The sequence below is a fragment of the Sphaerochaeta sp. PS genome (assembly GCF_032144095.1).
GTDB lineage: Bacteria > Spirochaetota > Spirochaetia > Sphaerochaetales > Sphaerochaetaceae > Sphaerochaeta.
The window spans coordinates 402,555-426,619 of the sequence record NZ_JAVSNJ010000001.1; the positions used below are offsets into that span (position 1 = coordinate 402,555).

Annotated in this window: 20 protein-coding genes; 13 read left to right on the forward strand and 7 right to left on the reverse strand. The window is 55.2% G+C overall.

The annotated features are described in order from the left end of the window. The first annotated feature begins 90 nt into the window (after window positions 1–90). From ROJ03_RS01940 to ROJ03_RS01980, 9 genes are all read left to right on the forward strand, one after another. Window positions 91–846 (forward strand): DeoR/GlpR family DNA-binding transcription regulator, encoded by a 756-nt coding sequence (locus ROJ03_RS01940; RefSeq protein WP_313725304.1) that lies wholly within the window; start codon window positions 91–93, stop codon window positions 844–846. Window positions 847–860: 14 nt separating this feature from the next. Then, entirely contained in the window at window positions 861–2,186 is a 1,326-nt protein-coding gene (locus ROJ03_RS01945; protein ID WP_313725305.1) for a dihydrolipoamide acetyltransferase family protein, read from the forward strand. Between the two features lie 10 nt (window positions 2,187–2,196). Continuing rightward, the gene (gene lpdA, locus ROJ03_RS01950) at window positions 2,197–3,549 is read left to right on the forward strand and encodes a dihydrolipoyl dehydrogenase (RefSeq protein ID WP_313725306.1); all 1,353 of its coding nucleotides are present in this window, start codon (window positions 2,197–2,199) and stop codon (window positions 3,547–3,549) included. Window positions 3,550–3,573: 24 nt separating this feature from the next. After that, window positions 3,574–6,030 carry a thiamine pyrophosphate-dependent enzyme gene (locus ROJ03_RS01955; RefSeq protein WP_313725307.1) on the forward strand — a complete coding sequence of 819 codons (2,457 nt, stop codon included), beginning with the start codon at window positions 3,574–3,576 and terminating at the stop codon, window positions 6,028–6,030. A gap of 20 nt (window positions 6,031–6,050) precedes the next feature. After that, on the forward strand, window positions 6,051–7,370 hold the full coding sequence (locus ROJ03_RS01960) for a PHP domain-containing protein (RefSeq protein ID WP_313725308.1): 1,320 nt from the start codon (window positions 6,051–6,053) through the stop codon (window positions 7,368–7,370). Window positions 7,371–7,379: 9 nt separating this feature from the next. After that, complete coding sequence (locus tag ROJ03_RS01965; RefSeq protein ID WP_313725309.1) at window positions 7,380–8,540, forward strand: SDR family NAD(P)-dependent oxidoreductase; 1,161 nt, start codon at window positions 7,380–7,382, stop codon at window positions 8,538–8,540. 9 nt (window positions 8,541–8,549) lie between these two features. Then, complete coding sequence (locus tag ROJ03_RS01970) at window positions 8,550–9,809, forward strand: zinc-binding dehydrogenase (RefSeq protein ID WP_313725310.1); 1,260 nt, start codon at window positions 8,550–8,552, stop codon at window positions 9,807–9,809. 2 nt (window positions 9,810–9,811) lie between these two features. After that, window positions 9,812–11,236, forward strand: a complete 1,425-nt coding sequence (locus ROJ03_RS01975; RefSeq protein WP_313725311.1) for a rhamnulokinase family protein — start codon at window positions 9,812–9,814, stop codon at window positions 11,234–11,236. Between the two features lie 219 nt (window positions 11,237–11,455). Further along, the gene (locus tag ROJ03_RS01980; RefSeq protein WP_313725312.1) at window positions 11,456–12,541 is read left to right on the forward strand and encodes a LacI family DNA-binding transcriptional regulator; all 1,086 of its coding nucleotides are present in this window, start codon (window positions 11,456–11,458) and stop codon (window positions 12,539–12,541) included. Window position 12,542: 1 nt separating this feature from the next. Here the strand turns inward: ROJ03_RS01980 and ROJ03_RS01985 are convergent, their stop codons facing one another. Then, a complete protein-coding gene (locus tag ROJ03_RS01985; protein ID WP_313725313.1) occupies window positions 12,543–13,607 on the reverse strand; it encodes a zinc-binding dehydrogenase in 1,065 nt (354 codons plus the stop codon). An 18-nt stretch (window positions 13,608–13,625) separates the two neighbouring features. Further along, window positions 13,626–14,627: an aldo/keto reductase gene (locus ROJ03_RS01990; RefSeq protein WP_313725314.1), complete on the reverse strand. Its 1,002-nt coding sequence runs from the start codon at window positions 14,625–14,627 to the stop codon at window positions 13,626–13,628. A 109-nt stretch (window positions 14,628–14,736) separates the two neighbouring features. On the opposite strand from ROJ03_RS01990, the gene ROJ03_RS01995 reads away from it, so the two are divergent. Then, a complete protein-coding gene (locus tag ROJ03_RS01995; RefSeq protein WP_313725315.1) occupies window positions 14,737–15,876 on the forward strand; it encodes a DNA-binding transcriptional regulator in 1,140 nt (379 codons plus the stop codon). A 34-nt stretch (window positions 15,877–15,910) separates the two neighbouring features. On the opposite strand, the gene ROJ03_RS02000 is transcribed toward ROJ03_RS01995, so the two are convergent. After that, window positions 15,911–16,270, reverse strand: a complete 360-nt coding sequence (locus ROJ03_RS02000) for an Ig-like domain-containing protein (protein WP_313725316.1) — start codon at window positions 16,268–16,270, stop codon at window positions 15,911–15,913. A gap of 389 nt (window positions 16,271–16,659) precedes the next feature. Between ROJ03_RS02000 and ROJ03_RS02005 the strand changes: the two genes are divergently transcribed. Together ROJ03_RS02005 and ROJ03_RS02010 are read left to right on the forward strand one after the other, a co-directional pair. Beyond that, the gene (locus ROJ03_RS02005; RefSeq protein ID WP_313725317.1) at window positions 16,660–17,337 is read left to right on the forward strand and encodes a fructose-6-phosphate aldolase; all 678 of its coding nucleotides are present in this window, start codon (window positions 16,660–16,662) and stop codon (window positions 17,335–17,337) included. Between the two features lie 2 nt (window positions 17,338–17,339). Further along, the gene (locus tag ROJ03_RS02010; protein WP_313725318.1) at window positions 17,340–18,347 is read left to right on the forward strand and encodes an SGNH/GDSL hydrolase family protein; all 1,008 of its coding nucleotides are present in this window, start codon (window positions 17,340–17,342) and stop codon (window positions 18,345–18,347) included. Here the strand turns inward: ROJ03_RS02010 and ROJ03_RS02015 are convergent. From ROJ03_RS02015 to ROJ03_RS02030, 4 genes are all read right to left on the reverse strand, one after another. Next, entirely contained in the window at window positions 18,335–19,588 is a 1,254-nt protein-coding gene (locus ROJ03_RS02015) for an aminotransferase class I/II-fold pyridoxal phosphate-dependent enzyme (RefSeq protein WP_313725319.1), read from the reverse strand. The genes ROJ03_RS02010 and ROJ03_RS02015 overlap by 13 nt on opposite strands. Further along, on the reverse strand, window positions 19,588–20,373 hold the full coding sequence (locus ROJ03_RS02020; protein WP_313725320.1) for an EFR1 family ferrodoxin: 786 nt from the start codon (window positions 20,371–20,373) through the stop codon (window positions 19,588–19,590). Before ROJ03_RS02020 ends, ROJ03_RS02015 begins: the two co-directional genes overlap by 1 nt. Next, window positions 20,373–21,395, reverse strand: a complete 1,023-nt coding sequence (locus ROJ03_RS02025; RefSeq protein ID WP_313725321.1) for a GntG family PLP-dependent aldolase — start codon at window positions 21,393–21,395, stop codon at window positions 20,373–20,375. The genes ROJ03_RS02020 and ROJ03_RS02025 overlap by 1 nt, the downstream gene beginning before the upstream one ends. Before the next feature lie 110 nt (window positions 21,396–21,505). Then, window positions 21,506–23,215: a peptide ABC transporter substrate-binding protein gene (locus tag ROJ03_RS02030; protein ID WP_313725322.1), complete on the reverse strand. Its 1,710-nt coding sequence runs from the start codon at window positions 23,213–23,215 to the stop codon at window positions 21,506–21,508. 230 nt (window positions 23,216–23,445) lie between these two features. Here ROJ03_RS02030 and ROJ03_RS02035 point away from each other — a divergent pair, with 230 nt between their 5' ends. Continuing rightward, on the forward strand, window positions 23,446–24,003 hold the full coding sequence (locus tag ROJ03_RS02035) for a hypothetical protein (protein ID WP_313725323.1): 558 nt from the start codon (window positions 23,446–23,448) through the stop codon (window positions 24,001–24,003). The last annotated feature ends 62 nt before the right edge of the window (window positions 24,004–24,065 follow it).

Consider the following 24,065-nt stretch of genomic DNA (forward strand, 5'->3'; position numbering starts at 1 on the left):
ACAGATTCTTTCATTTTCACTTGATTTTGCTCTGGATTAATAATACAATCGAAAGTGATATGAAAGTGTAATGAAAGAGGAGCGATAGAAATGGTGGGAATATCTTCCCGAGAAGCTAAAATTCTTGAATTGCTGCGTAGCGGTGAGGAGTACCCGGTAACCCGACTCAGCGAAGAGCTTGGTGTTTCTGCGGTCACCATTCGGGGAGACCTACGTGACCTGGATTCAAAGGGCCTCGTGGTCCGTTCCCATGGTCGGGTGATGGCAGCCTCTTCCCCCCAGTCCTCGTTGCGCGATCCCTCAAACACCCCTCAGAAAGAGCTTATCGCCAAGGCTGCCGCATCGTTGGTCAACGACGGTGCTTTCATCATGATCTCCAACGGATCGACCTGCTCGCTCATTGCCCGATACCTTTTCGGGCTGAAGAGCATCAAGGTGGTGACCAATTCCACCCTCCTGCTCCCCTACGGACGGGCCAATCCCCTGTTGGATATAACCCTGGTAGGAGGGGAGTACCGTCCTCAGGCAGAAGCCCTGGTAGGGCCTGTTGCCATTTCCCAGATAGAGAACTACCACGTGTCGACTGCCTTTTTCGGAACCGACGGCATCACCTTGGAGCACGGGCTCACCACCTCCCTGATAGAGAATGCCCAGGTATTGCAGCGCATGTGTGCCCAGGCAACACGCAGGGTGCTCTGTGTCGACTCCTCGAAGGTCGGAAACAGGGGCTTTGTCAGGATCATGCCAGTAACAGAGATAGACACCATTGTCACAGACAGTGGTTTTCCCCAGGACTTGATCACCCAGCTGGAAGAGCTGGGGGTTGAAGTCATCATTGCCCAATAGAGGAGAACAGAGAGATGGCACAACAGGTTGTGATGCCCAAGCAAGGAAATTCAGTAGAGTCTTGTATCATTGTCGAATGGAATGTGAAGGTCGGGGACAAGGTCGCCATCGGGGACGTACTCTGCTCTGCCGAGACCGACAAGTCAACCATCGATGTCGAGTCGACAGCCGAAGGGAGTGTCCTCGCTCTGCTCTACAAGGAAGGCGATGAGGTACCTGTCATGGTACCCATAGCCGTAGTAGGGGAACCCGGTGAGAAGGTGGAGGTTGCCTCTGCAGCTCCGGCCGAACAGGAAAAAGAGGTCGGCAACCTGGAAGAGATGGTTGTCGCTCCCTTGTCTGTCACCCCCTCCCAGGAAAGTACAGGCTCAAGTCCAAGGGCAAGGGCCCTTGCGTCCTCCCTGGGCATCCCCCTCTCCTCACTCTATGCAACCGGGCCAAAGGGGAGGGTAATCGAGCGGGATGTACTCAATGCAGCAAGCCAGCCTCTTACCCCTGCTGCCAGGGAAGCTGCCCTGAAGCAAGGCCTCGCCGCCCCTGTTGCCGGTAGCGGTATCGGAGGGAGGGTGCTTGCATCCGACCTCGTCTCCCCTGTTGTTGCCCCAGCCGCCCCTTCTTTGCCCTCTTCCCCAACTGCTGAAGGCCCCGTCACCGAAATCCCTGTAAAGGGTGTGAGAAAGGTCACCGCACGAAGGATGATGGCCTCCATCCATGGAACCTGCCAGCTTACCCTCCATGCCTTTGCCGATGCCAGGGCCCTGAAGAGCCTCCGTGCAGGGTTCAAGGCGAGCAAGAGCGAGTTGGGCCTTACCGATGTCACCCTCAACGACCTGGTCCTCTTTGCAGTCTCCAGGACCCTTGTGGATTTCCCAGCCTTCAATGCCCACTTCCTTGGGGACAAGATGCTGCGGTTCTCTTCGGTTCACCTGGGAATGGCCACCGATACCGAGCGGGGCCTGCTAGTCCCTGTCATCCGCAATAGCCAGAATATGAGCCTGAAGGCGATCTCCCTTGAGGTAAAGCGCCTGGTCGCCAAATGCAAGGAAGGCAGTGCCACCCCTGAAGAGCTCTCGGGCAGTACCTTTACCGTAAGCAATGTAGGATCCTTTGGCATCGAGGCCTTTACTCCGGTGCTCAATGTGCCTGAAGTCGCGATCCTGGGAGTGGGGACCATTGTCCTCAAGCCTAACGAGGCCAAGGATGGAACAGTCTCCTTCATACCGCATATCGGGCTTTCCCTTACCATGGACCACCAGGCTGTCGACGGTGCTGATGCAGCACGCTTCCTGAAGGCCCTGATGGACAATATCGCTTCGATCGACCTGTTGTTGGCTTTGTAGGAGGCCCTTGATGGAAACGTATGACCTTATCGTAGTGGGCTCAGGCCCTGGCGGCTATGTGGCTGCCGAACGTGCCGGATCGCTTGGCAAGAGGGTCCTTCTCATTGAGAAGGGATATCTTGGCGGTGTCTGCACCAACTGGGGCTGCATCCCGACCAAGAGCCTGCTCCATAGTGCCAAGCAGTACCGGCACACCCTCGAAGGGGAGCAGTATGGCCTGGAGGCCAAGGGCTTAAGCTATAACCTGACCAAGGCGATGGCCTGGAAACAGGATACGGTGGAAACACTGCGCAGCGGCATCGGCTTCCTGATGAAGTCGAACAAGGTCGAGACCCTCTTCGGTGAGGCCCAATTCATCGACCCCCACCACGTCAAGGTGGGCGATACCGTCTATGCAACGGATTTTTTGATCGTGGCCACAGGCTCCTCTCCCTTTGTCCCTCCCATAGAGGGCAGCAAGCTTGCGCATGTGCTTACCAGCGATGAGATTCTCTCGGTCGAGAAGATACCTGAAACCCTTGCCATTATCGGTGGCGGAGTCATCGGCGTTGAGTTTGCCTCCTATTTCTCCATGGTCGGGACGAAGGTTACGGTCATAGAGATGATGGACGAGATCCTGCCCATGATGGACGGTGAGTTCGCCAAGCTGATGCGGCGCGAGATGAAGGGCGTGGATTTCAAGCTTGGCTGCAAGGTTGAGGAGATTACCCCTGAAGGGGTGGTCTACACCGATGCAAAGGGCGTCAGGCAGACCATTGCTTCTGAATTGGTTCTCATGAGTGTCGGCCGACGCCCCAATGTTGCCGGGCTAGAGAACCTGAAGCTGGAAATTGCAAGGACAGGGATCGCTGTCAATGACCGCCTGCAGACCAACATAGCCAATGTCTATGCAATTGGGGATGTCAACGGCAAGTCCCTGCTTGCCCACAGTGCCTCGAGGATGGCAGAGGTCGCGATCTCCAACATCTTTGGTACCACCAGGCAGAGGATGCGCTACAACGCCATCCCCTGGGCTGTCTACTCCCTCCCTGAGGGTGCCGGCTGTGGCCTTACCGAGACCGAGGCGGCAAAGCGAGGCATTGCAGTAAAGAGCCAGACGGTGCAGATGCGTTCCAACGGCAGGTTCCTTGCCGAGCAGGGTAAGCGCGCCGGGGGTTTGGTCAAGGTCATCGCCGATGCAACGACGAACGTCATTTTGGGCGTCCACCTGCTGGGACCCTACAGCAGCGAGATGATCTGGGGAGCGGCAGCACTCATCGAGGCTGAACTGCGAATCCAGGATGTCAAAGAGATTGTATTCCCTCACCCAAGTGTGTCAGAGCTGATCAAGGATGCTTGCTTCGCCCTCGACCATACGCTGTAGGAACAACTATAAGGAGTTTACCCTATGTCCAGAACACTACCTTTCGACCCCAAACAACTGAGGGAGAAACAGACCATCACACTTCCTTCCATACCGGTCAACCAATACCAGAGTGATTTCAAGAAGGAACTCAAACTGTACGGCAAGGATCGTCTGGTTCGCGCATACTACGACATGCTGCTGATCCGCAAGTTCGAGACGATGCTGGATACCATCAAGAAAGAGGGTGTCTACCAGGGCATCAAGTACAACCACAAGGGCCCGGCCCACCTCTCTGCAGGCCAGGAGAGTGCCGCTGTAGGCCAGGCGATGGTGCTTGGACCCGAGGACCAGATCTTCGGTTCCCACCGCAGCCATGGGGAGATCCTGGCCAAGAGCCTCTCTGCCATCTGGAAGATGGAGGAGAAGGAGCTGCTCACCATCATGGAAGAGTTCATGGACGGGGGTACCTACAAGGTTGTCAAGCAGCATTTTGCAGGAAAGGATACCCGTGACCTTGCCGAAAACTTTGTCCTCTACGGTGCCTTGGCAGAGATCTACGCAAAGAAGACCGGTTTCTCCGCAGGTCTCGGCGGCTCGATGCACACCTTCTTCAAGCCCTTTGGAAGCATGCCCAACAACGCCATAGTCGGGGGGTCCTGCACCATAGCGGTTGGGGCCGCCCTCTACAAGAAGATCAACCGCAAGAAGGGTATTGTCATCGCCAACGTCGGTGATGGCTCCCTTGCCCGCGGCCCTGTCTGGGAAGGGCTGGTACTCTCCTCGATGGACCAGTACAAGACCCTCTGGGAAGACAATCCCGGCTACCCGCCCTTCATGCTCAACTGTTTTGACAACCTCTATGCCATGGGCGGCCAGCCAGTGGGCGAGACCATGGGCTATGGAATAGCCGCCAGGATGGGGGCAGGGATAAACGAATTCTCGATGCATACCGAGCGGGTCGATGGCTTCAACCCCCTGGCTGTTGCTGATGCAACAGCGCGCAAGAAGGCCCTCCTGCTCAAGGGCGAGGGCCCTGCCTTCATGGATACCCTTACCTACCGCTACAGCGGTCACAGCCCATCGGATGCAATGACCTACCGCAGCAAGGAGGAGCTGGATGCGTTCCGCTCCCAGGATCCCATCGAGGCCTATGGTGCCTATCTCATCGAGAACAAGCTGGTGACCCAGAAGGACCTTGACGGCTTTGACGCCATCCTGGAAGAGAAGATGAGGAAGACGATGGAGATCACCGTCGACCCGGTCCTCAGCCCGATGGTTGATGCCTCCTTTGTCGAGTCGGTGATGTTCTCCAACCAGAGCGTCGAGAAGCTGGATGATCGTGAGCCTGTCCTGCTGGAGAAGGTTGAGGACAACCTGAGATCCCAGCAGATAGCCAAGCGTAACCGCTATGCCTATGACGAGACTGGCAAGGAGTACCCTGCAGCCCGTCAATACCAGTACCGTGATGCGGTCTTTGAGGCGATGGTCCATCGCTTCTCCATCGACCCGACCATGATCGCCTACGGTGAGGACCATCGCGACTGGGGCGGTGCCTTCGCCTGTTACCGTGGCCTTACCGAGTTGCTTCCTCCCTCACGGTTCTTCAACTCCCCGATAGCAGAGTCTGCCATCGTCGGCAGTGGTGTCGGCTATGCAATGGCAGGAGGAAGGGCAGTGGTCGAGCTGATGTACTGCGACTTCCTTGGCTGTGCAGGGGACGAGGTGTTCAACCAGATGCCCAAGTGGCAGGCCATGAGTGCAGGGGTGCTGAAGATGCCCCTGGTCCTCAGGGTCTCGGTCGGGAACAAGTACGGGGCCCAGCACTCCCAGGAGTGGACAAGCATGGTAGCATCCGTCCCTGGGCTGAAGGCTATGTATCCTGCAACCCCCTATGATGTGAAGGGCATGCTCAACTACGCCTTGCGGGGAACAGACCCTGTGGTCTTCTTCGAAAGCCAGAAACTCTATGGGATCGGCGAGATGTTTGTCAAGGAAGGTGTTCCTGAAGGCTACTACGAGATCCCTGAAGGGGAGCCCGCCATCAAGGTCGAAGGTGATGCAATAACCCTGGTGACCTTAGGACCCTCCCTCTACACGGCCCTGGAAGCTGCAAAGCGACTGGAGAAGGAGTTTGGCATGAAGGCAGAGGTCATCGACCTGAGGTGGATCAACCCCCTCAAGTACGAGACCCTCATCGCCTCCGTGAAGAAGACCGGCCGTTGTGTGATGGTCACCGACAGCGCAGAGCGCGGAAGCTACCTTCACACGGTAGCCTCCAACCTCACCCGCCTTGCCTTTGAGCATCTCGATGCCCCGATCGTGGTGGTTGGCTCACGCAACTGGATCACCCCTCCTGCCGAGATGGAGGAGTACTACTTTGCCCAGGCCTCCTCTGTGCTGGATGCCATCCATGAGCAGGTGCTGCCCCTTCCTTCCTATGTTCCTGTCTATAACTACACCGATGGCGAGTTCTATCGCACAAGCCGTGAAGGTGTATAATACAAACTGACGAGGTGTCCATGGACCTACAAGAACTGGAATGTGCCATCAATAGTGCCGACAAGCCGATTCGCCTCCAGGCGAGTCGGTCCCTCGGAGCCCTGATCGAAAGCGGAGAGCTGAAGCGCACGAGGCTTGAAGAGGTGAACAACCATGTGCATACCACCTGGTCGTTCAGCCCCTATGAGCCGAGTGGGGCAGCCTATGCCGCCTGGAAGGCAGGCTTGGGGATAGTCGGAAGCATCGATCATGACAGCATCGGGGCGGCCCCAGAGCTGCTTGAGGCATCACAGAACCTGGGACTTGCCAGCACTGTCGGCTTTGAGTTGAGGGTGAGCTTCCTCGACACCCCCTTGGCCGACCGGAAGATCAACAACCCCGATTCGCCGGGGATCGTCTACATGTGCGTCCATGGGGTACCCCATCAGAAGATTGCAGAGGTTGAGAGGTTTCTCAAGCCGGTGCAGGAGGTACGGAACCTGCGCAACAGGGCCCAGGTGAAGGATCTGCAAGCCTTGGTAGGCCAGTACGGCTTTGACCTGGACTTTGATCGTGATGTCGTCCCTCTCTCCCGTTTTTCCGAGGGGGGATCCATTACCGAGCGCCATATCCTCTATGCGATGGCCAGACAGTGCATCACCATGTTTGGCAAAGGGGAGAGGCTTGTCAGGTTCCTTGAGAAGGAGCTGCACATCGCGCTTTCTGCCAAGGTGCAGGCGCTGCTCCTTGACCCTGGCAACCCCCATTATGCCTATGACCTTTTGGGAATCTTCAAGAGCAACTTCCTTCCCCGCTTCTTTATCCAGCCTGGCAAGGATGAGTGTCCCTCTGTCTACGATGTCGTGGCCTTTGGCAACAGCATCGGAGCCATCCCTGCCTACGCCTATCTGGGTGATATCGAGCAGAGTGTGACCGGGGACAAGAAGGCGGAGAGGTTCGAGGATGGGTTCCTTGTCGAGCTGATGGACCTGCTGGTAACGATCGGCTACCCGGCGGTTACCTACATGCCACCAAGAAACACTGTCGCCCAGATGGAGAGGCTGCAACGCCTGGCCCGGGAGCGTAACCTGATGGAGATCAGCGGGGTGGACATCAACAGCTCGAGGCAGAGCATGAACTGCCCTGAACTGCTCCAACCGACCTGCCGCCACCTTGTCGATTCGGCCTGGGCTCTGGTAGCCCATGAGAAGCTATCTACCGTCGACCCCTCTCTGGGGCTCTTCAATCCTGCAAACCCCTATGCACAGCAGAGTCTGGAAACCAGGCTCGCCCGCTATGCTGACCTGGGTAGGAGGATGGATAGCCGTCATCCGTTGGACATCATCAAACTATTCGAATAGGAGTAAGGTATGGTCTGTTTTACTGAAAAAATCCTGCAGGAACTTCCTGCGGTCATCAGGGGGCTCACCTTTGATGGAGAAAAGGGCCTCTTTGTCCACACCACGGAGGGAAAGCAGGCCTTTCTGACGCTCTCCTCTGTCGAAGAAGGTGATGACGTGCATGCCACCTCCAAACGGTGGAAGGCCGAGCTCTCTACATACTGCAGCAAGAAGGACCTCTACCCTGCGGTCATCGGCATAGAGGGCCGCTCCATCCAGTTTGGCCTTGGCACCAACTACGACGAGGCAGTCCGGTCTGAAGGGGTTTCCTGCATTGCATCCTTGCCACCCTCCCAGAAGCGCGATGATGTGGTCAGGGACAAGATAGTTCTGGTCACCGGCGGTGCCCAGGGCTTTGGGGAGGGCATGGTCCGCTCCCTTTCCGAACTGGGAGCCTTCGTCTACATCGCAGACATGAACCTGAAAGGGGCTGAGGACCTTGCCGCCAGCCTGAACTATGTGGCCTGCATCACCGTTGCCAAGGCCCTCTATGTGAATGTGACCGATGAAGCATCGGTTGAGGCGATGATGGCCCAGGTGGTCAAGGAGACCGGGGGCCTTGACCTGTTTGTCAGCAATGCGGGTGTCCTTAGGGCGGGTTCGGTCAAGAGCATGAGTCTCAAGGACTTCCAGTTTGTCACCAGTGTCGACTACACCGGCTTCTTTCTCTGCAGCAAGCATGCCTCCATCGTGATGGCCTTGCAGAACATCCCTTCCGAGGCGTACTTTACCGATCTCATTGCCATCAGCAGCAAGTCTGGCCTGGAGGGTTCCAACAAGAACGGGGCCTATGCAGGGGCAAAGTTCGGAACCATTGGCCTGACGCAGAGCTTTGCCCTCGAACTGATAGAGGACAACATCAAGGTCAATGCCATCTGCCCTGGCAACTTCCTCGACGGTCCCCTCTGGTCGGACCCTGAAAAGGGGTTGTTTGTGCAGTACCTGCATACCGGCAAAGTGCCCGGAGCCAAGAGCGTCGAGGATGTGCGTCGTTTCTATGAATCAAAGGTTCCCATGAACCGCGGTTGCAAGACCGAGGATGTGGTGAGGGCCATCTGTTACATAGTCGAACAAAAATATGAGACAGGCCAGGCTGTGCCGGTTACCGGTGGCCAGGTCATGCTCAACTAGGAGAATGCCATGAAAACACGTGCAGCAAGACTTTATGGAGTCAATGATATTCGAGTCGAAGAGTTTACCCTTCCCAAGATCAAGGATGACGAGATACTTGCCCGGGTTATCACCAACAGCATCTGCATGAGCGACCACAAGGCGGCAGACCAAGGGGCCTCGCACAAGCGCGTTCCCAAGGATGTTGCAACCAATCCCATCATTCTCGGCCATGAGTTCTGTGGCGAGATCCTGGAAGTCGGCAAGAAGTGGCAGGCCAAGTTCAAGGTCGGCTCCAAGTTCACCATCCAGCCGGCCCTCAACTACAAGGGCACCCTCGATGCACCCGGCTACTCGTTTCCCTATATCGGTGGCAATGCCACCCACATCATCATCCCCCACCAGGTGATGGATATGGACTGCCTGCTGACCTACGACGGGGACGCCTATTTCCTGGGTGGCCTTGCCGAGCCTGTTTCCTGTGTGGTGGGGACCTTCCATGCGATGTACCACACCAAAGGCGGTTCCTACGACCACCACATGGGTATTGTCGAGGGAGGGAACCTCGCCATCCTCGCTGGAGTCGGACCGATGGGCCTCTGTGCCATTGACTATGCTGTGCATTGTGACCGGAAGCCCGGGTTGTTGGTGGTCACCGATATCGATGATGCACGGCTCAAGCGTGCTGCCGACCTCTATACGGTCGAGGATGCAAAGAAGAACGGGGTGAACCTGGTCTATCTGAACACCAAGGGTGTAGCGGACCCCCTGGCGACCCTTATGGAGCTTACCGGAGGGAAGGGGTATGACGATGTGTTGGTCATGGCACCTGTGAAGGCCCTGGTCGAGCAGGCCGATGCCATCCTTGCCAAGGATGGGTGCCTGAACTTCTTTGCCGGCCCTGGACGCACTGACTTCTCTGCCACCCTCAACTTCTACAATGTCCACTATGCCTCGACCCACATCGTGGGAACCAGCGGTGGCAATACCGACGACATGCGTGAGTCGTTGGAGATGATGAGCAAGGGCCTTCTCAACCCAGCAGCCTTGGTTACCCACATCGGTGGCCTTGGGGCGGTGGGCGAGACTGTCATCAACCTCCCCTCCATCCCTGGAGGAAAGAAGATGATCTTTACCCACTTTGACTTCCCCTTGACTGCGATCGATGATTTTGCAGAGGTGGGAAAGACCAAGCCCTTGTTTGCCGAGCTTGACAAGCTGGTGAAGAAGCACAACGGACTGTGGTCAGCCGAGGCTGAAGCATATCTCTTGGCCAACTGCAAGGAGTAGTCATGAAAAAGCATATCGCAGTAGACCTGGGTGCCTCCAATGGTAGGGTCATAGTGGGAGACCTCAAGGATTTTGAGGTTGTCCATCGGTTTGTGACGCACAACGACCAGGTGTTGGGGGAGTTTTACTGGAATTTGCTTGGACTCTTTTCTGAGATCAAGGTCGGGTTGAAGAAAGCCTTTGCCCAGTATGGCTCTCAGATCGGCTCGATCGGCATCGATACCTGGGGGGTCGACTTTGTCCTCACGGACGAGAGGGGCTCCCTAGTTTCGATGTGCTATCACTATCGGGACAACCGTACCGATGGCCTTGTCGAGGAGGTCTCGAATCGATTGGGAGGCAAGATGGAGGTCTTTGAAAAGACCGGTATCGCCTTCCAGCCCTTCAACACCCTCTACCAGATGGCGGCAATGAAGAGGGACCGTCCCGGTACCCTCTCTGCTGCACGCCACTACCTATCGGTGCCTGACCTGCTTGCCTATTGGTTGACAGGTGTCATGAAGAATGAGAGGAGCCATGCCTCTACCACCCAGCTCTATGACCCCAAAGCCAAGAGCTGGGCCTGGTCCCTGATCGCTGGTATGGGCTTTGAGAAGGAGCTCTTTGGCGAGATTGTCGATAGCGGTACACCCTTGGGACCTCTTACCGCCTCTGTTGCCCATGAGGTAGGAGCCCCCCAGTCGGTGGTGGTCATCGCAAGCGCTGCCCATGACACGGCAAGTGCTGTTGCCGCTGTCCCTGTCGCCAGGGACGAAGTGCCCCTCTATATCTCAAGCGGCACCTGGTCCTTGTTGGGGGTGGAGCTTGCACAGCCCATCATCAACCGCCTTGCCCTCGAGAGTGGGTTCACCAATGAGATCGCTGCCAGCGGGAACATCCGCTTTCTGAAGAACATCATGGGGATGTGGATCCAGCAGGAGTGTGTCCGCTATTGGGAGAGCCAAGGCGATGCCATCTCCTGGAAAGAGCTGGACAGGGAGACCCTCGCCTCTGCCTCCTACCTGGGCTATGTCGATCCTGCTGACCAACGGTTCCTCAAGCCAAACAGCTATGACAACCTCATGGTGGACCGCATCAGGCTCTGGTGTGAGGAGCATGGACAGACTCCCCCTGCCTCAAAAGGGGAGTACATGGTTGCGATCTACCGCGGCCTTGCCAAGGCGTACGCCCTTTCGATTGGGCAGCTGCAGGCCATAACCGGGAAAGAGTTCACCTCCCTCTACATCATTGGAGGAGGGTGCAAGAACGAGATCCTCGACCAGTGGACTGCCACAGAGACAGGGCTGACCGTCTATGCCGGGCCTGTTGAGGCCACTGCCTTGGGAAATATCCTGGTGCAGATGTATGCAACAGGGGAAATCTCTTCCTTGCAGGAGGGGAGGGACCTTTTGAGGAGAGAGCAGAAGGTGAAGGTCTTCCATCCATAGATACCGCACTGTTCTGGTTCTGGGCCCGCCATGGGAGACTGTGGTGGGCCCAGACTGTATAGTGAGCTGAAAGATAGTGATGGCAGGCATGGGCTTGAGCCTTGGGAGTTGACTTCGCCTGCCATCTATTGGTACAAAGTTTCCCTGTAGCCCTCTCTCTGCAACTCAGAAGCAGTACGCAGATGCTCTCAGCCATGTTGGCTACACAAAGGGAAAAAGATGAAAACGGCAGGTCAGGCTACGATCAAGGATGTTGCAAAACTGGCAGGGGTCTCCATTGCCACGGTAAGCAGGGTCCTGAACAACCTTGGGGTAGTGAACAAGGAGACTGAACGGCAGGTCCTCTCCGCTGTCAAAGCCCTTCACTACCAGCGCAATGCCGTTGCCCGGTCGCTGAAGATGAACAGGACCAAGAGCATCGGCATCATTGTGCCGGAGATCTCCAATACCTTCTTCTCCGAGATCGTGGAGCAGCTTGAGCATCTGCTTGGTCCTTTGGGGTATGCCCTGCTCTTTTGCTCATCCGAGAATAGTGTGGAAGAGGAGAAACGAAAACTCACCCTGCTTCTGGAGAGGAATGTGGATGCCCTGGTGGTTATCCCCGCAAGCGATGTAGGCTCCCATTTTTCGCTTCCTGCACTCCAGTCCACCCCGATGGTCGTGCTCGACAGAAAAATACAGGGTCTCGATTGTGACATGGTCCTGGTGGACAACCGTCTGGGGTCCTACGACGTTACCTGCGCCCTCATCAGGGAAGGACACACCAGGATTGGGTTTTTGGGAGGGGATGTCCATGTGCATACCTCCGTGGAACGCCTGCAAGGCTTCCTCGATGCCATGAAGCACTACGACCTTCCCGTAGACCCGGCTTTTGTCATGCTGGGGGGAATGAGCCAGAAGGCAGGCTATGCCCTCATGCAGGAAGCCCTCACCAAGGAGGGCTGTCCGAGTGCATTCTTTTTGGTCAATGACATGGTGCATATAGGGGCAACGAGCTACCTCATTTCACAGGCCAGCAAGGAGATCTGCTCGAAGATGGTCTTCTCGACCTTCGACTACCTCTTCTATGCCCCGCTACTCAGGTTCTGCCACTATGCTGCGGCACAACCGCTGGAAAGGATCGGCCAGGAGGCTGCCCAGATCCTCATCAGGAGGATGGCAGGCGATATGGCTGATTTTCCCTGCAAGGTAGTGCTGGAACCGACCATCCATGTCCTGACAGAGAACGGGGGCATCGTAACTGATAGCAAGGCCAAGGAGTCCAGTTACAACGCCACCCGTTCCTACACAAGGGTATTCAGCTGACCTATTTCAGCTCTTCATCGAAACAGACAGCCACCTTGCCCGAAATCCCGTTGGCCATCAAGGCGTAGGCCTCGTCTGCCTTTTCCAGAGGGAAGCGGTGGGTTATCAGGTCCTCGGGGTGGATATTCCACCTGACCAGGTGTTCCACCAGGTCCTCCATCTTCCAGATGCTGGTGACCCAGCTTCCATAGATGGTCTTCTGGTCGTGGAGCATGTCAGGGCTTGGGTTGAAGTGTACGCTTCCCCCTTCACCGACAAATGCGATCTTTCCCCATTTCCTCGTTGCCCTGATGGCAGTGGCCCGTCCTGGGTCGCTTGCACTGCAGTCGAAGGCGCGCTCGACCCCATGGCCACCGGTAAGGGCCCTGATCTGCTCGACGTTCTCTTCACTGGGGGTAAAGGCGTAGTCAACCAGGCCGAGCTTCTTTGCCAGCTCGATCCTCGCAGGTTCCCTTTCGATACCGAAAAGCTTGGTGGCTCCCATCGCCTTTGCAAGCATGAGGGCAGCCAGGCCCACAGGTCCCAGCCCTACAACAAGCACAGCATCATTGCCGCTGACCCCAACCTTTTCGATCGCCTCATAGACAGTTCCGAAGCCACAGGCTACCTGGGCTCCGTCGGCATAGGAGAGCTCATCGGGAAGCTGCACCAGGTCCTTCTCGTCACAGAGCATGTATTCGGCCATGCCACCGTCCCGCTGCCAGCCATAGGCTGCACGCTTGTCGCTGGTGCAGCTGATCATGAAGCCTTGGCGGCACTCATGGCAGACGCCACAGCCACTGATGTGGTAGACGATGACCCGGTCGCCTTTCTTGAACCGTTTCAGTCCGGGCCCTTCCTCGACGATCTGGCCACAGGGCTCATGGCCTGCAATGACGCCCTGATACCCTTCAGGACCCTTTCCCAGATGTTCACGGTAGATTGCCCTGATGTCGCTGCCACAGATGGTGGAGCATTTGGTCCTCAGAAGCACTTGCCCATACCCTGGCTTTGGTATGTCGAATTGCCCAAAGGTCACGGTGCTGTTGCCTGGAAGCTTTGCTCCCAACATGTTCTTCTTTTCCATGGTACCCTCCTTGAAAGGTTAGTTCCTATAGTGTTCCGGTGCGCGAATGATCCCGTCTTCATCCCAGAGCTCGGTCCAGTCCTTCGCTTCTTCCCAAAGGAATACCTGGCCCTTTATCAGGCGGTTGTTGCAGTCGGCCTTCTTGAGCATGGTGACCTCCTCCTCTGTGAGGGGGTCGCTGAGGATGCTTTGCAGGTTGCTCCTGAGGTTTCTCTCCTTGGTTGACTGGGGGATGGGGACGATGCCCACCGCGTGTGCCCACTTGAGGCAGATGGAAGCTGGATGGCAGTTGTGTGCCTTGGCAATGGCCACTACAACCGGGTGTTCCATATCCACCACGTCGGTCTCCGTAGTATCCCTTTCTGGTCTGTTGGGTGAGCCCAGGGGTGAGAACCCAATGGGGATGATACCCTCTTTCTTCACATAGCCAAGCAGTTCAGGTTGCTGGAAGCAGGGGTGCAGTTCCATCTCGTTGGCCACCGGGCGGATCGTGCAGGAGTCGAGCAGGAGGCCCAGCTTTGCCTTGGTCATGTTGCTTGTCCCTATATGCCTGACCAGGCCTTGGCCTACCAGCTCCTCCATGGCATGCCAGGTCTCCATGTACTCTTCATGGATGTAGGGCCTTGCATTGGGATTGCGGCTGGTGACGTCGCACTTTGGTGGATGGTAGTTGGGAAACGGCCAGTGCACCAGGAAGAGGTCGAGGTAGTCGAGCTGCAGGTCCTTCAGGGTCGCCCTCACCGAGAGGCCGACATTTTTCTTGCCGTGCATGTCGTTCCAGAGTTTGCTGGTGATCCACAGCTCTTCGCGGGGGATTGCAGAGGCTTTGAGCACCTCCCCGATCTCCTTCTCGTTGCCGTAGACCCGGGCACAGTCGATGTTCCTGTAGCCAAGCTTGAGGGCAAGCTTTACCGACTGTGCCATATCAAAGCTGCTCACATGGTCACTGCCGAAGGTGCCAACCCCAATGGCAGGCATTTTCGCTCCTGTCGCTGCAATGGTAACATAGGGTATGTTCATAGCATTCTCCTTATCCTGTATAGAGTATACCCTGCCCTTAGCTAGCCAGCAATGCTCAATATGCGTATAAACTGTAGCGTTTTGCGCAAAGAGGTGGTAGACTTCCTGCATGATACAGATTGGGCTGAAGCTCCGCTTCCAGGATGGCTACGACATGGCGGTTGCCAATGGGGTAGTGAGGTATGCAAAAAGCAAGACCGGCTGGCAGCTGAGGGGGCAAGGGCCCTGGTTTTTCTCCCTGGACAGCGACTCCCTCTCCAAGTGTGATGCCCTCATCGCCCGCATTGAGAACGATGAGGAGGCTCTCTTTTGCGCATCCCTTGGCATCCCTGTCGTCGACATTGCTGGGGCATCCTCCCTGAAGCTTTTCAGCCAGGTACGCAATGACGATTACGAGACAGGGGTGAGTGCAGGAAAATACCTGCACTCGTTGGGAAGAAAGAATTTCGGCTGGTGCGGTGTGGACTCTGTGCACTGGGCACGGGAGAGGTTTGTAGGCTTCTGTTCGGCGATCGGAAAGCCTGTTGACCAGATAGGGCGGTTCTCCAGACCCCTTGCCTGGTGGCGCCAGCTCTACGAACCCTCAGAAGAGCTGGACAGCTGGCTTTCAGTCCTGCCCAAACCGATATCCCTCTTCTGCAGCAACGACCTCTCGGCGATGAAGGTCGAGATAGCGTGCCAGCGTCTGGATATCCATATTCCCACCGAGGTAACCGTCCTGGGTGTCGACAACGAGACCCTATTGTGTGAGCTTGCCACCCCCTCGATCTCCAGCATCCAGCCCAACTGTGAGATGATAGGCTTTAGGGCTGCACAGATGTTGGATTCCCTGCTTTCAAGCTCTGAGAAGAGTATCAGGATACAGCGTATCGCCTGCGGACCGGTAACCGAACGGGAGAGCACCTCCCTCATCAGGGAGGAGGACCCTGTTGTCGCCCAGGCCTTGCAGACCATAGGGGAGCGGGCAAGCCAAGGCATCAGCGTCGCCGATGTTGTGCAGTGCTCATCTGTCTGCAGAAGGAACCTTGAGATGAGGTTCAAGAAGGCACGGGGAAAGACGGTCTGGGAAGAGATCTGTGGCCAACGTCTCCTGTTGGCCACCGTAGCGCTACGGCATGGACGCTCCACGATTGCAGACATCGCCAAGGAGTGTGGCTTTGGCTCTGTCCACAGGTTCTACACCCTGTTCAAGCGCACATATGGAACCACCCCCAGCCTTTGGCGAAAGCAGAAGCAGGCAAGGAATTGAAAAGAACTGAGTCCCATAGATAGGGTATTTAGTCTTATAGTGCATCTCCAGTCACCGTAACCTCAATCGTATCTGTCTTGCCCCCGTCAGTTGTTGCTACCGTGATGGTAGTAGAAGACCCTGCTGTCTCTCCGGTGACACGGCCTATGCCGCTTACCGTAGCAACTGCCGTGTTCCCTGAAGACCAGGTGACACTCTTGTCGGAGGCGTGCGAAGGAGTTACCGTTGCAGTCAGCTGAACGGTATTCCCTTTGGCGAGAGTCTGGTTACCTTGGTCGATGGCGACAGCGGTAACTGCAACAGCAGGCAGGTCGTATTCGCCACATCCGACGACAAAAAATGAGGCGATGACGGTGAGCACAAGAGAGACCAAGACTTTTCGATTGGTGAGCATGGGTACTCCAATAGCAAGCAACTGCTTTCATATTCGTTAGTGACAAAGACCTAGGTAAAGCAAAGCATTGAAGTAGGGATTACGCAATGAATGGCCAACCCTGTTCGCAACGATATATATGGGTTTATAGTAAAAATAGGATTTTTTTAGTATAAAACTTTATATTACATGTAGTTAAAAATGATAGTGAAATAGTACGAATTATTGGGTTTTTATGACTTCAGGTATGAGTGACCAAGACCTGTGTATCCCTTGTACTGTAAGGGTTTCTCTCCCTCATCCTTAATAAGGCCTTGGACAACCCTACACCTCTGCCTCAAGGGCTGACCTTCTGCAACAGACCTTCCACAACTGCTCTATCTGTGACATTATGGAGTGGGAGAATTATTATGGAACTGATGCTTGATACTGCTAACCTAGAAGAGATAGCCAAAGGAATTTCCACCTATCCCATCAGTGGGGTCACCACCAACCCGTCTATCATCAAGGAAGAGGCTGCTGCCGATTTCTTTGCCCATATGCATGCGATCAGGCTCTTGATCGGTCATGAAAGAAGCCTGCATGTACAGGTAGTGGCCGAGGAGTGCGACCACATCATAGCTGAGGCTGAGAAAATCCTCTCCATCCTGGGAGATGAGACCTTCATCAAGATCCCCGTGACTGAGGAAGGGCTGAAGGCGATCAGGATCCTCTCAAAGCGAGGGGTGAGCGTCACTGCCACTGCGGTCTACACAACGCTGCAGGGGATTCTGGCCATGCTCAGCGGGGCCCGCTACATCGCCGTCTACTACAACAGGATGCTCAACATAGATATCGATGCACCGAAGGTCATCAAGGAGCTGAGCGGCTTGCTCTGGGCCAATGCAGGCAACTGCCAGGTCCTTGCCGCGAGCTTCAAGAACATCAGCGAGATAACCACAGCCTATGCCCAGGGGGCAAGCTGCTGTACGGTTCCTCTCAACCTCCTCACCACCGGTCTTGAGATGCCCTCGATTGCGAAGGCTGTCAGGGATTTCCACACCAGCTGGTCCCAGGTCTATGGTGAGAAGACCATCCTGGACCTGTAGCGATGGACCTGCTCCCCTTTGTCCATAATGCCCTCGGCATTGAACAGGAGGGTGATGGCTTTAGCCGTCTCGTCAGATTTACCAAACAACAACGGATGAGCCTGGGTACCCATGCCCTCTATCGGGCGATGGGCAAGACCTCCTCAGGTTGTTCTCTTCGGTTCAGGACCCGTGGAAATAGCCTCTCCTTCCGGGCCAAGCGGTTCAACCAGTCCTTGCTGCATAAGAGTGGAGACCTCGGATATGATTTTCCCAAGCTCTATGGGGGAAATCTGCAGATGCGCGATTTCTTTGACCTTGTCATCGATGGGAACCTGGTTGAATCCATCCCTCTCCGGACCGGTTTCATTGAAACCTCCTGGTTGAACAAGGAAGGGCTGATGCAGGATGTCCAGCTGTTCTTTCCCCTGGGCCATCAGGTGGGGGTCAAGGACCTGGCTTGCAACGCTGCCATGGTTGAGGTTGCAAGGTCCCACACCTCCATGCTGGTACTTGGGGATTCCATTGTCCAGGGAGTGGGGGCCGAGACCCCCTCACAGGCTCTGACACCACGCCTGGCGTCGCTCTCTGGCCTTGAGGTGATCAACCAGGGACTTATGGGGTCCCTGTTCAATCCTGAGGTTGTAGAGCCCCTGGGCGATGGCAGGAGGGTCTCCAAGGTCATTGTGGGGTATGGTACCAATGATTGGATCCTGCGCCCCACCCTTGTTGAGCTCGAAACGGTTGTAGAAGACCTTCTGCAACGGCTCTTTCAGCTCTACCCGACAGCCGGGATCCTGTTGCTCTCCCCACTGTGGCGGGGGGATTGGGAACTGGCAAGACCCATGGGTAGCTTCTCAGAGATGAGTGCGGCCATCGAAAGGGTGGCCAGGCTCTTTCCCTTGGTCACCTATATCGATTGCCGCACCTGCATCGAACACTCTAAACGGGTGTTTGCCGACGGGCACCTCCACCCAAACAAGGAGGGCTTTGCCCTCTTTGCCCACGCTTTGGAACCTTATCTGCTGTAAGTTTCCTCCAGGAATTGGATGGCCTTCTGCATCCGTATCAGTGCCTGTTCGATGTGCTGGCTCTGGGTCCCGAAGTTGAACCTGACAAACGAGCGGTACTGCTCACCTCCGAACCATGTCCCATCATTGAGTGCAACCTCAGCCCTGAGGCCGAAGAAACGGGAGAGCAGGCCCCCATTAGGGCTGTTCTTGCTGTCGTAGAGCTGGGGGTTTGCCAGGGCATCCTGCTCAACCAGAGCGATGATCTTCGAACAGTCGATGAAGGCAATGAAGGAGGCTCCGGGCTTGATGAAGGAGAGGGAGGGGAGATTCTTTCTGAAAAATGTCTCCATGAGGCTGATGTTCTGCTGTAGATAGACCAAAAGCTCCTCCAGCCAGGGTTCTCCCTTCTCATATGCCGAAAGGGCGATGGTGGTGGAGAAGAAGGAGTTTTCGGTAAGAAAGAGCTGTTCGAGCCGTCTCTCAAACTGGGTCTGGAGTTTTCTGTCAGCAAAGATGGCTACCGAGTAGTGCTCGCCCGCAATGTTGAAGGTCTTAGAAGGTGCCATGCAGGTCACTGCGGTGCACCCTTGCGCCTGGGCTATCGGCAGGAGGGAGTGGTGGGCCTTGAAGCTCAAATCCGCGTGGATCTCGTCGCTGATGATGACTACCCCGTGTTCCTTTGCTATGCGGGTGAGCTTTGTCAGGTCCTCTTCAGAGAATACCAGGCCACTGGGGTTGTGGGGGGAGCAGAAGATCAGGAGCTTGGCCTGTTTGCAGAGCTCTGCAAACTTGTCCCAGTCGAGGGAGAATCTATGGCTCTCTTCATCATAGAGCAGCGGCCATGCAACAAGGGTCCGTTCGAGGTTCCTGACTATCCTGAGAAATGGCTGGTAGGCCGGAACCGGTACCATCACCCCATCACCCTTTTTTGTGAGCATCTCGGTAAGCAAGGCTATGCTGGTAAGCATGCCTGAACAGGTGACCACGCGCTTTGGGTCGACGATCCAGTTGTGCCGTTTCTTTGCCCATGAGCAGAACAACTGCTCCTTGGTATCTACATGGGGGTAGCCGTACACACCACTTCTTGCTGTAGCCACAGCAGTCTCGATGACCTCAGGGGGGGCGAGGAAATCCATGTCAGCAACCCAGAATGGCTCAGCCTCTCCTGTTGCTGCAATCCCTTGTATGGTTTTGGGGTTCCATTTTACCGATAGGGTTCCCCTCCGGTTCACTTCTTGAGAAAAATAGTCTTTTTGCATTATTTCCTGTACTCCACGTCGTATCCTGAACGCTTGTTCCTGTAACGCCCTTCATGGGCTTTTGTTGTCAGGTAGATAGCATCGACAGGGCAGCGGTGGTAGCAGCCAAGGCAGCCTTCGCAGTTGTCGCCAAAGAGAGGTTTGCCATCGAGCATGGTGATGTTCGCAGATGGGCACATCCTGTAGCAGATCCTGCAGGAGGTGCACTCGTCACTGACGGCAAATTGCCGGGCAAATTTCTTGCTTGAACCATGCACATACCCCATGAGATAGTTCAGCGCCAAGCGACTGAAGGGTCTTTTCCCTGCCAGCTTGATGGTCCCTTCCTCAATGTCCCTGGCGATGGAGCGGATGCGTTCATCGGCCCTTGCATAGAGCTCTGCTTCTTTCTTCTCGGTCGGGGCAGCGAGCAGGGGTACATAGCCATCGGGCATTACGATATGGTTGGCGTAGCTATAGACCGAGCCGGCTTCACGGAGCAGGACCTCCATCGCCACCATGCTGTAGGCCTGGAACTTGTAGTGGGTGGTGAGCATGAAGAGATACTTGATGGGTGACAGGTCCTGTTTGGAGAATACCTCCTGGATGAAATCCTTCATCTGGTTGGGGGGGAAGCCCTTGTAGGTGGGGAATACAAACCCCACCCGTTCGGTCATCTCTATGCTCTCGCCATTGAACAGGGTCGGGATCATACGTACCGAAGAGTCGCCAAGAAGAGTGCCGATTGCAGTGGCGACATAATAACTGTTCCCAGTTCCCGAAAAGCAGAATATGGTGGTTTTCATCAGCTTTTCCTTGGCTTGAAGGATGAAAGAATGGAGCAGATCTCTTCGGTATCCTGGGCGCTGATATCAAGGTTGGTGACCAGACGGACGACCGGCCCTTCGTTGTTTGCCAGGATTCCCTTCTGGGCAAGCTGGGCAATGACATCACCAGCCGAGAAGCCCGGGACGGTGAAGAATATCACATTGGTCTGGACCCCTTCCATATCGACATCTGCCCATCCGCTCTCCTGGAGGGCCAAGGCTATGGTCTTGGCCCTCTGGTGGTCATCCTTGAGGCGGTGGACATGGTGCTCAAGGGCATAGAGCCCGGCTGCGGCGAGGATACCGGTCTGTCGCATCCCTCCTCCCAGGAGCTTGCGGACGGTCAGGGCCTGGTTGATGAACTGCTCGTCGCCACAGAGCATGCTTCCGATGGGGCATCCCAGCCCTTTGGAGAGGCAGAAGGTGAGGGTGTCGGCATATTTTGCATAGGTCTTTACCGGAATACCCATGGCCTCCTGGGCGTTGAAGATCCTTGCCCCGTCCATGTGCACCTTAAGGTTGTGGGTGTCTGCAAAGTCCTTGATTCCCTCCAGGGCCTGTAGGGGGTAGCAGTATCCTCCAATGGTGTTCTCCACTTCGACCAGGGTAGTGGTTGCCATGTCATAGGAGCCGCTCTTTACCTTGCCCTGAAGGTCCGAGGCTGTCAGGATTCCTCTGGGAGCCTGGATACCAATGGGAAGCACTCCAGCGATTGCGGCTACCGACCCGATCTCGTGTTGGATGATATGGCTGTTGGAAGCCGTAAGGACTTCGTTGGACCTCCCTCCATTGATGTAGAGTGAGATGAGGTTCCCCATGGAGCCTGAGGAGACAAAGAGTGCCTTCTGTTTTCCAGAGATATGGGCTGCAAGCTCCTCAAGTTTGGTGGTGGTGGGGTCTTCCCGATAGACGTCATCGCCCACTTCAGCCTGGTACATTGCCTTACGCATCTCTTCGGTCGGTTTGGTGATGGTATCGCTTCTGAGGTCGTATCGTTTCATTGGTTGCTCCTGTATGATATCCAGTCAACTATAGCTAAGTTATGCATTTCAGTCCAGCAAAAAAAGGCCCCCGAGAACTCTCGGGGACCATGTTGTCTAGGACAGGAACACTACTTCTTGAGGTAGATGTTCTTGGTTGGATGGTAATCCATGGTGTTTGTGTGCCAGCCACCCCACTTGTCTGTGTTCACCATGTTCATGGTTACATAGTAGTACAAGGGAAGGATGCCCTGGTCTTCATTGATCAGGAGGTCTTCAGCAGTTCGGAGGACACCCATGCGGTCTGGGCCTGCATCCATTCTTGCTGCTTCGTTGATCAGAAGGTCAAATACTTCATTGGAGTACTTTCCACCATTCATGCCGCTTCCGGTAAGGAACATATCCAGGAAGGTGTTTGGATCGGTGTAGTCGCCTACCCAACCAGCACGAGCAACTAAGAAGTCACCCTGGTTTCTGTTCGAGAGGTATGTCTGCCACTCCTGGTTCTCAAGTGTTACGTTGATGCCAAGGTTGTTCTTCCATTCCTGCTGAATGAACTCTGCAATCTGCTTGTGAGCTTCATTGGTGTTGTACAGGATACTGATGGTCGGGAACCCAATTCCATTGGGATAGCCAGCGTCAGAAAGCAATTTCTGGGCTGCTGCAATGGCTTTGTCCTGATCGTCATAGGGGAACTCAAGGGCTTCATAGCCAGCCATCGGAGAGACAATGCCCCAAGCTGGGATCTGTCCAGCCTTGGTCACACCTTCAACAAGGGCCGTGCGGTCGATTGCAAGGGCAAGGGCCTTTCTGACCAGTACGTTGTTGATGGGAGCCTTCACGTTCTGGAATACATAGTAGTATGTTGCCAGCTGTGGGGAGATCTGGAAATCGTCACGCATGGAAGCAGCTTTGATCTGGTTCGGTGGGACGTTGGTTGCCCAGTCAATCTCACCATTGAGGTACATGTTGTAGTTGGTGGTATCACTGTCGGAAGAGTAGAAGATGACCTTGTCAAGTTTTACATTGTCCTTGTCCCAGTATTTCTGGTTCTTCGTTGCAGTGATGGAGGTCTGAGCAACGCGTTCGCTCAACACGTATGGGCCATTTCCTACAAAGTTCTTGGGATCGGTCCATGCAGCGCCAAATTTCTCGATGGCGTGCTTGGGAACGATGGCAAACGAGTAGTGGGAAAGGGCATCAAGGGTGTACGGCAGGGGGCCGATGAGGTCCATCTGGAAGGTCTGGTCGTCAAGGGCACGAATTCCAACAGTCTCAGGACCGGCAGTACCAGCGTTGAAGCCTTCAGCACCAGCGAGGAACATGCAAGGGAACCATGCATAGGGACCTGCAGTTGCTGGATCGAGGATTCTCAACCAGGAGTAGACAACATCGTTGGCTGTGATGGGAACTCCATCAGACCATACAGCATTCTTGCGAAGCTTGAATGTGTACTGTGTCATGTCATCACTGATGGTCCAGCTTTCGGCAACGCCAGGAACGGCGAGTGCAGTTACGGGATCTGAAGCTACAAGACCTTCGAAGAGGGCCTCATAGATTCTGTGCTCAGGCACACCCTGGATGAGGGCTGGATCCAAAGATTCTGGCTCTGCACCGTTGGAGATGCGGAACACGATTTCATCCTTGGCAGCTGGGGCAGGTGCAGCAGCTACAGGAGCGGGGGCAGCTGGGGCAGGTGCAGCAGCTACAGGAGCGGGAGCAGCAACAGGAGCTGCAGGGGCAGCAGTTGCAGCAGGCTTGGGCGCTTCTTTCTTTCCACATGAAATGAAAACAGCGCTGACAAGTACTACGCAAAGCATGATAGCCAGAAATTTCTTCATAGACATATCTCCTTGTAAATTCTAAGTGTATACATTCAACTTAGGATAAACTACATTAAACCACGAATCAAGAGAAAAGGCAAATGTGTTCATTCCGCAAATCGTTACTAAAAGCCCAAATTTGGCGGTTTTGCCCTGATGGATGAATTTTCATACACTGGATATGCACTCTTTTGGTGTCCTCTTTTGGAAAAATATGTATATTTGAAACTAGCTGCAAGGGGGTTCAGATGGTTCGGCACACGATACGAAAGACAAAAAAGGGCATCTCATACTCGGTAAGCCTTGGCTTTACCCTCTCCTGTCTGGTCTTTACCCTCTTCCTTTTCTGGGGCCTGGGCCTTAATGTCAAGGAAGGTGTCTCCCTGCTATCGATGTGGCACCTGGTCCTGCTCTTCTTTTTTACCCTGTGCGGCACTCTCTTTAGGGATACCTGGACATTCGATTGTGAAAGCAATGAGGTCCACTCGTTCTACGGTGTTGGTTTTGTTGGCAAAGAGGAGACCTTCCCCTTCAGTGAAATCTCCCACCTTGAGCTTACCCACTTTGTGCGTGGCTCGACGGACAAGGATGCGAAACCTACCAAGCGTAGGTTCAAGGCGATGATAGTGTTCACCCTGAAGCTCAAAAACGAGGAGAGTCGAGACATTGAGATCATCGCAGAGAAGAGTTCCGCTGGCAGGACCGAGGCTGCCATCCAGGCAATCTCGGTCGTCAGCGGGCTTTCCATGCAGATTGACCGACCCCGGGACATGGACCTGCTTGTTGGCCTGCGAGATCCCCAATAGGGGAGAGCCCATGCATGAAGAAGGACACCCGTCTGACGAGTGTCCTTCCTGTACGTTTGCCC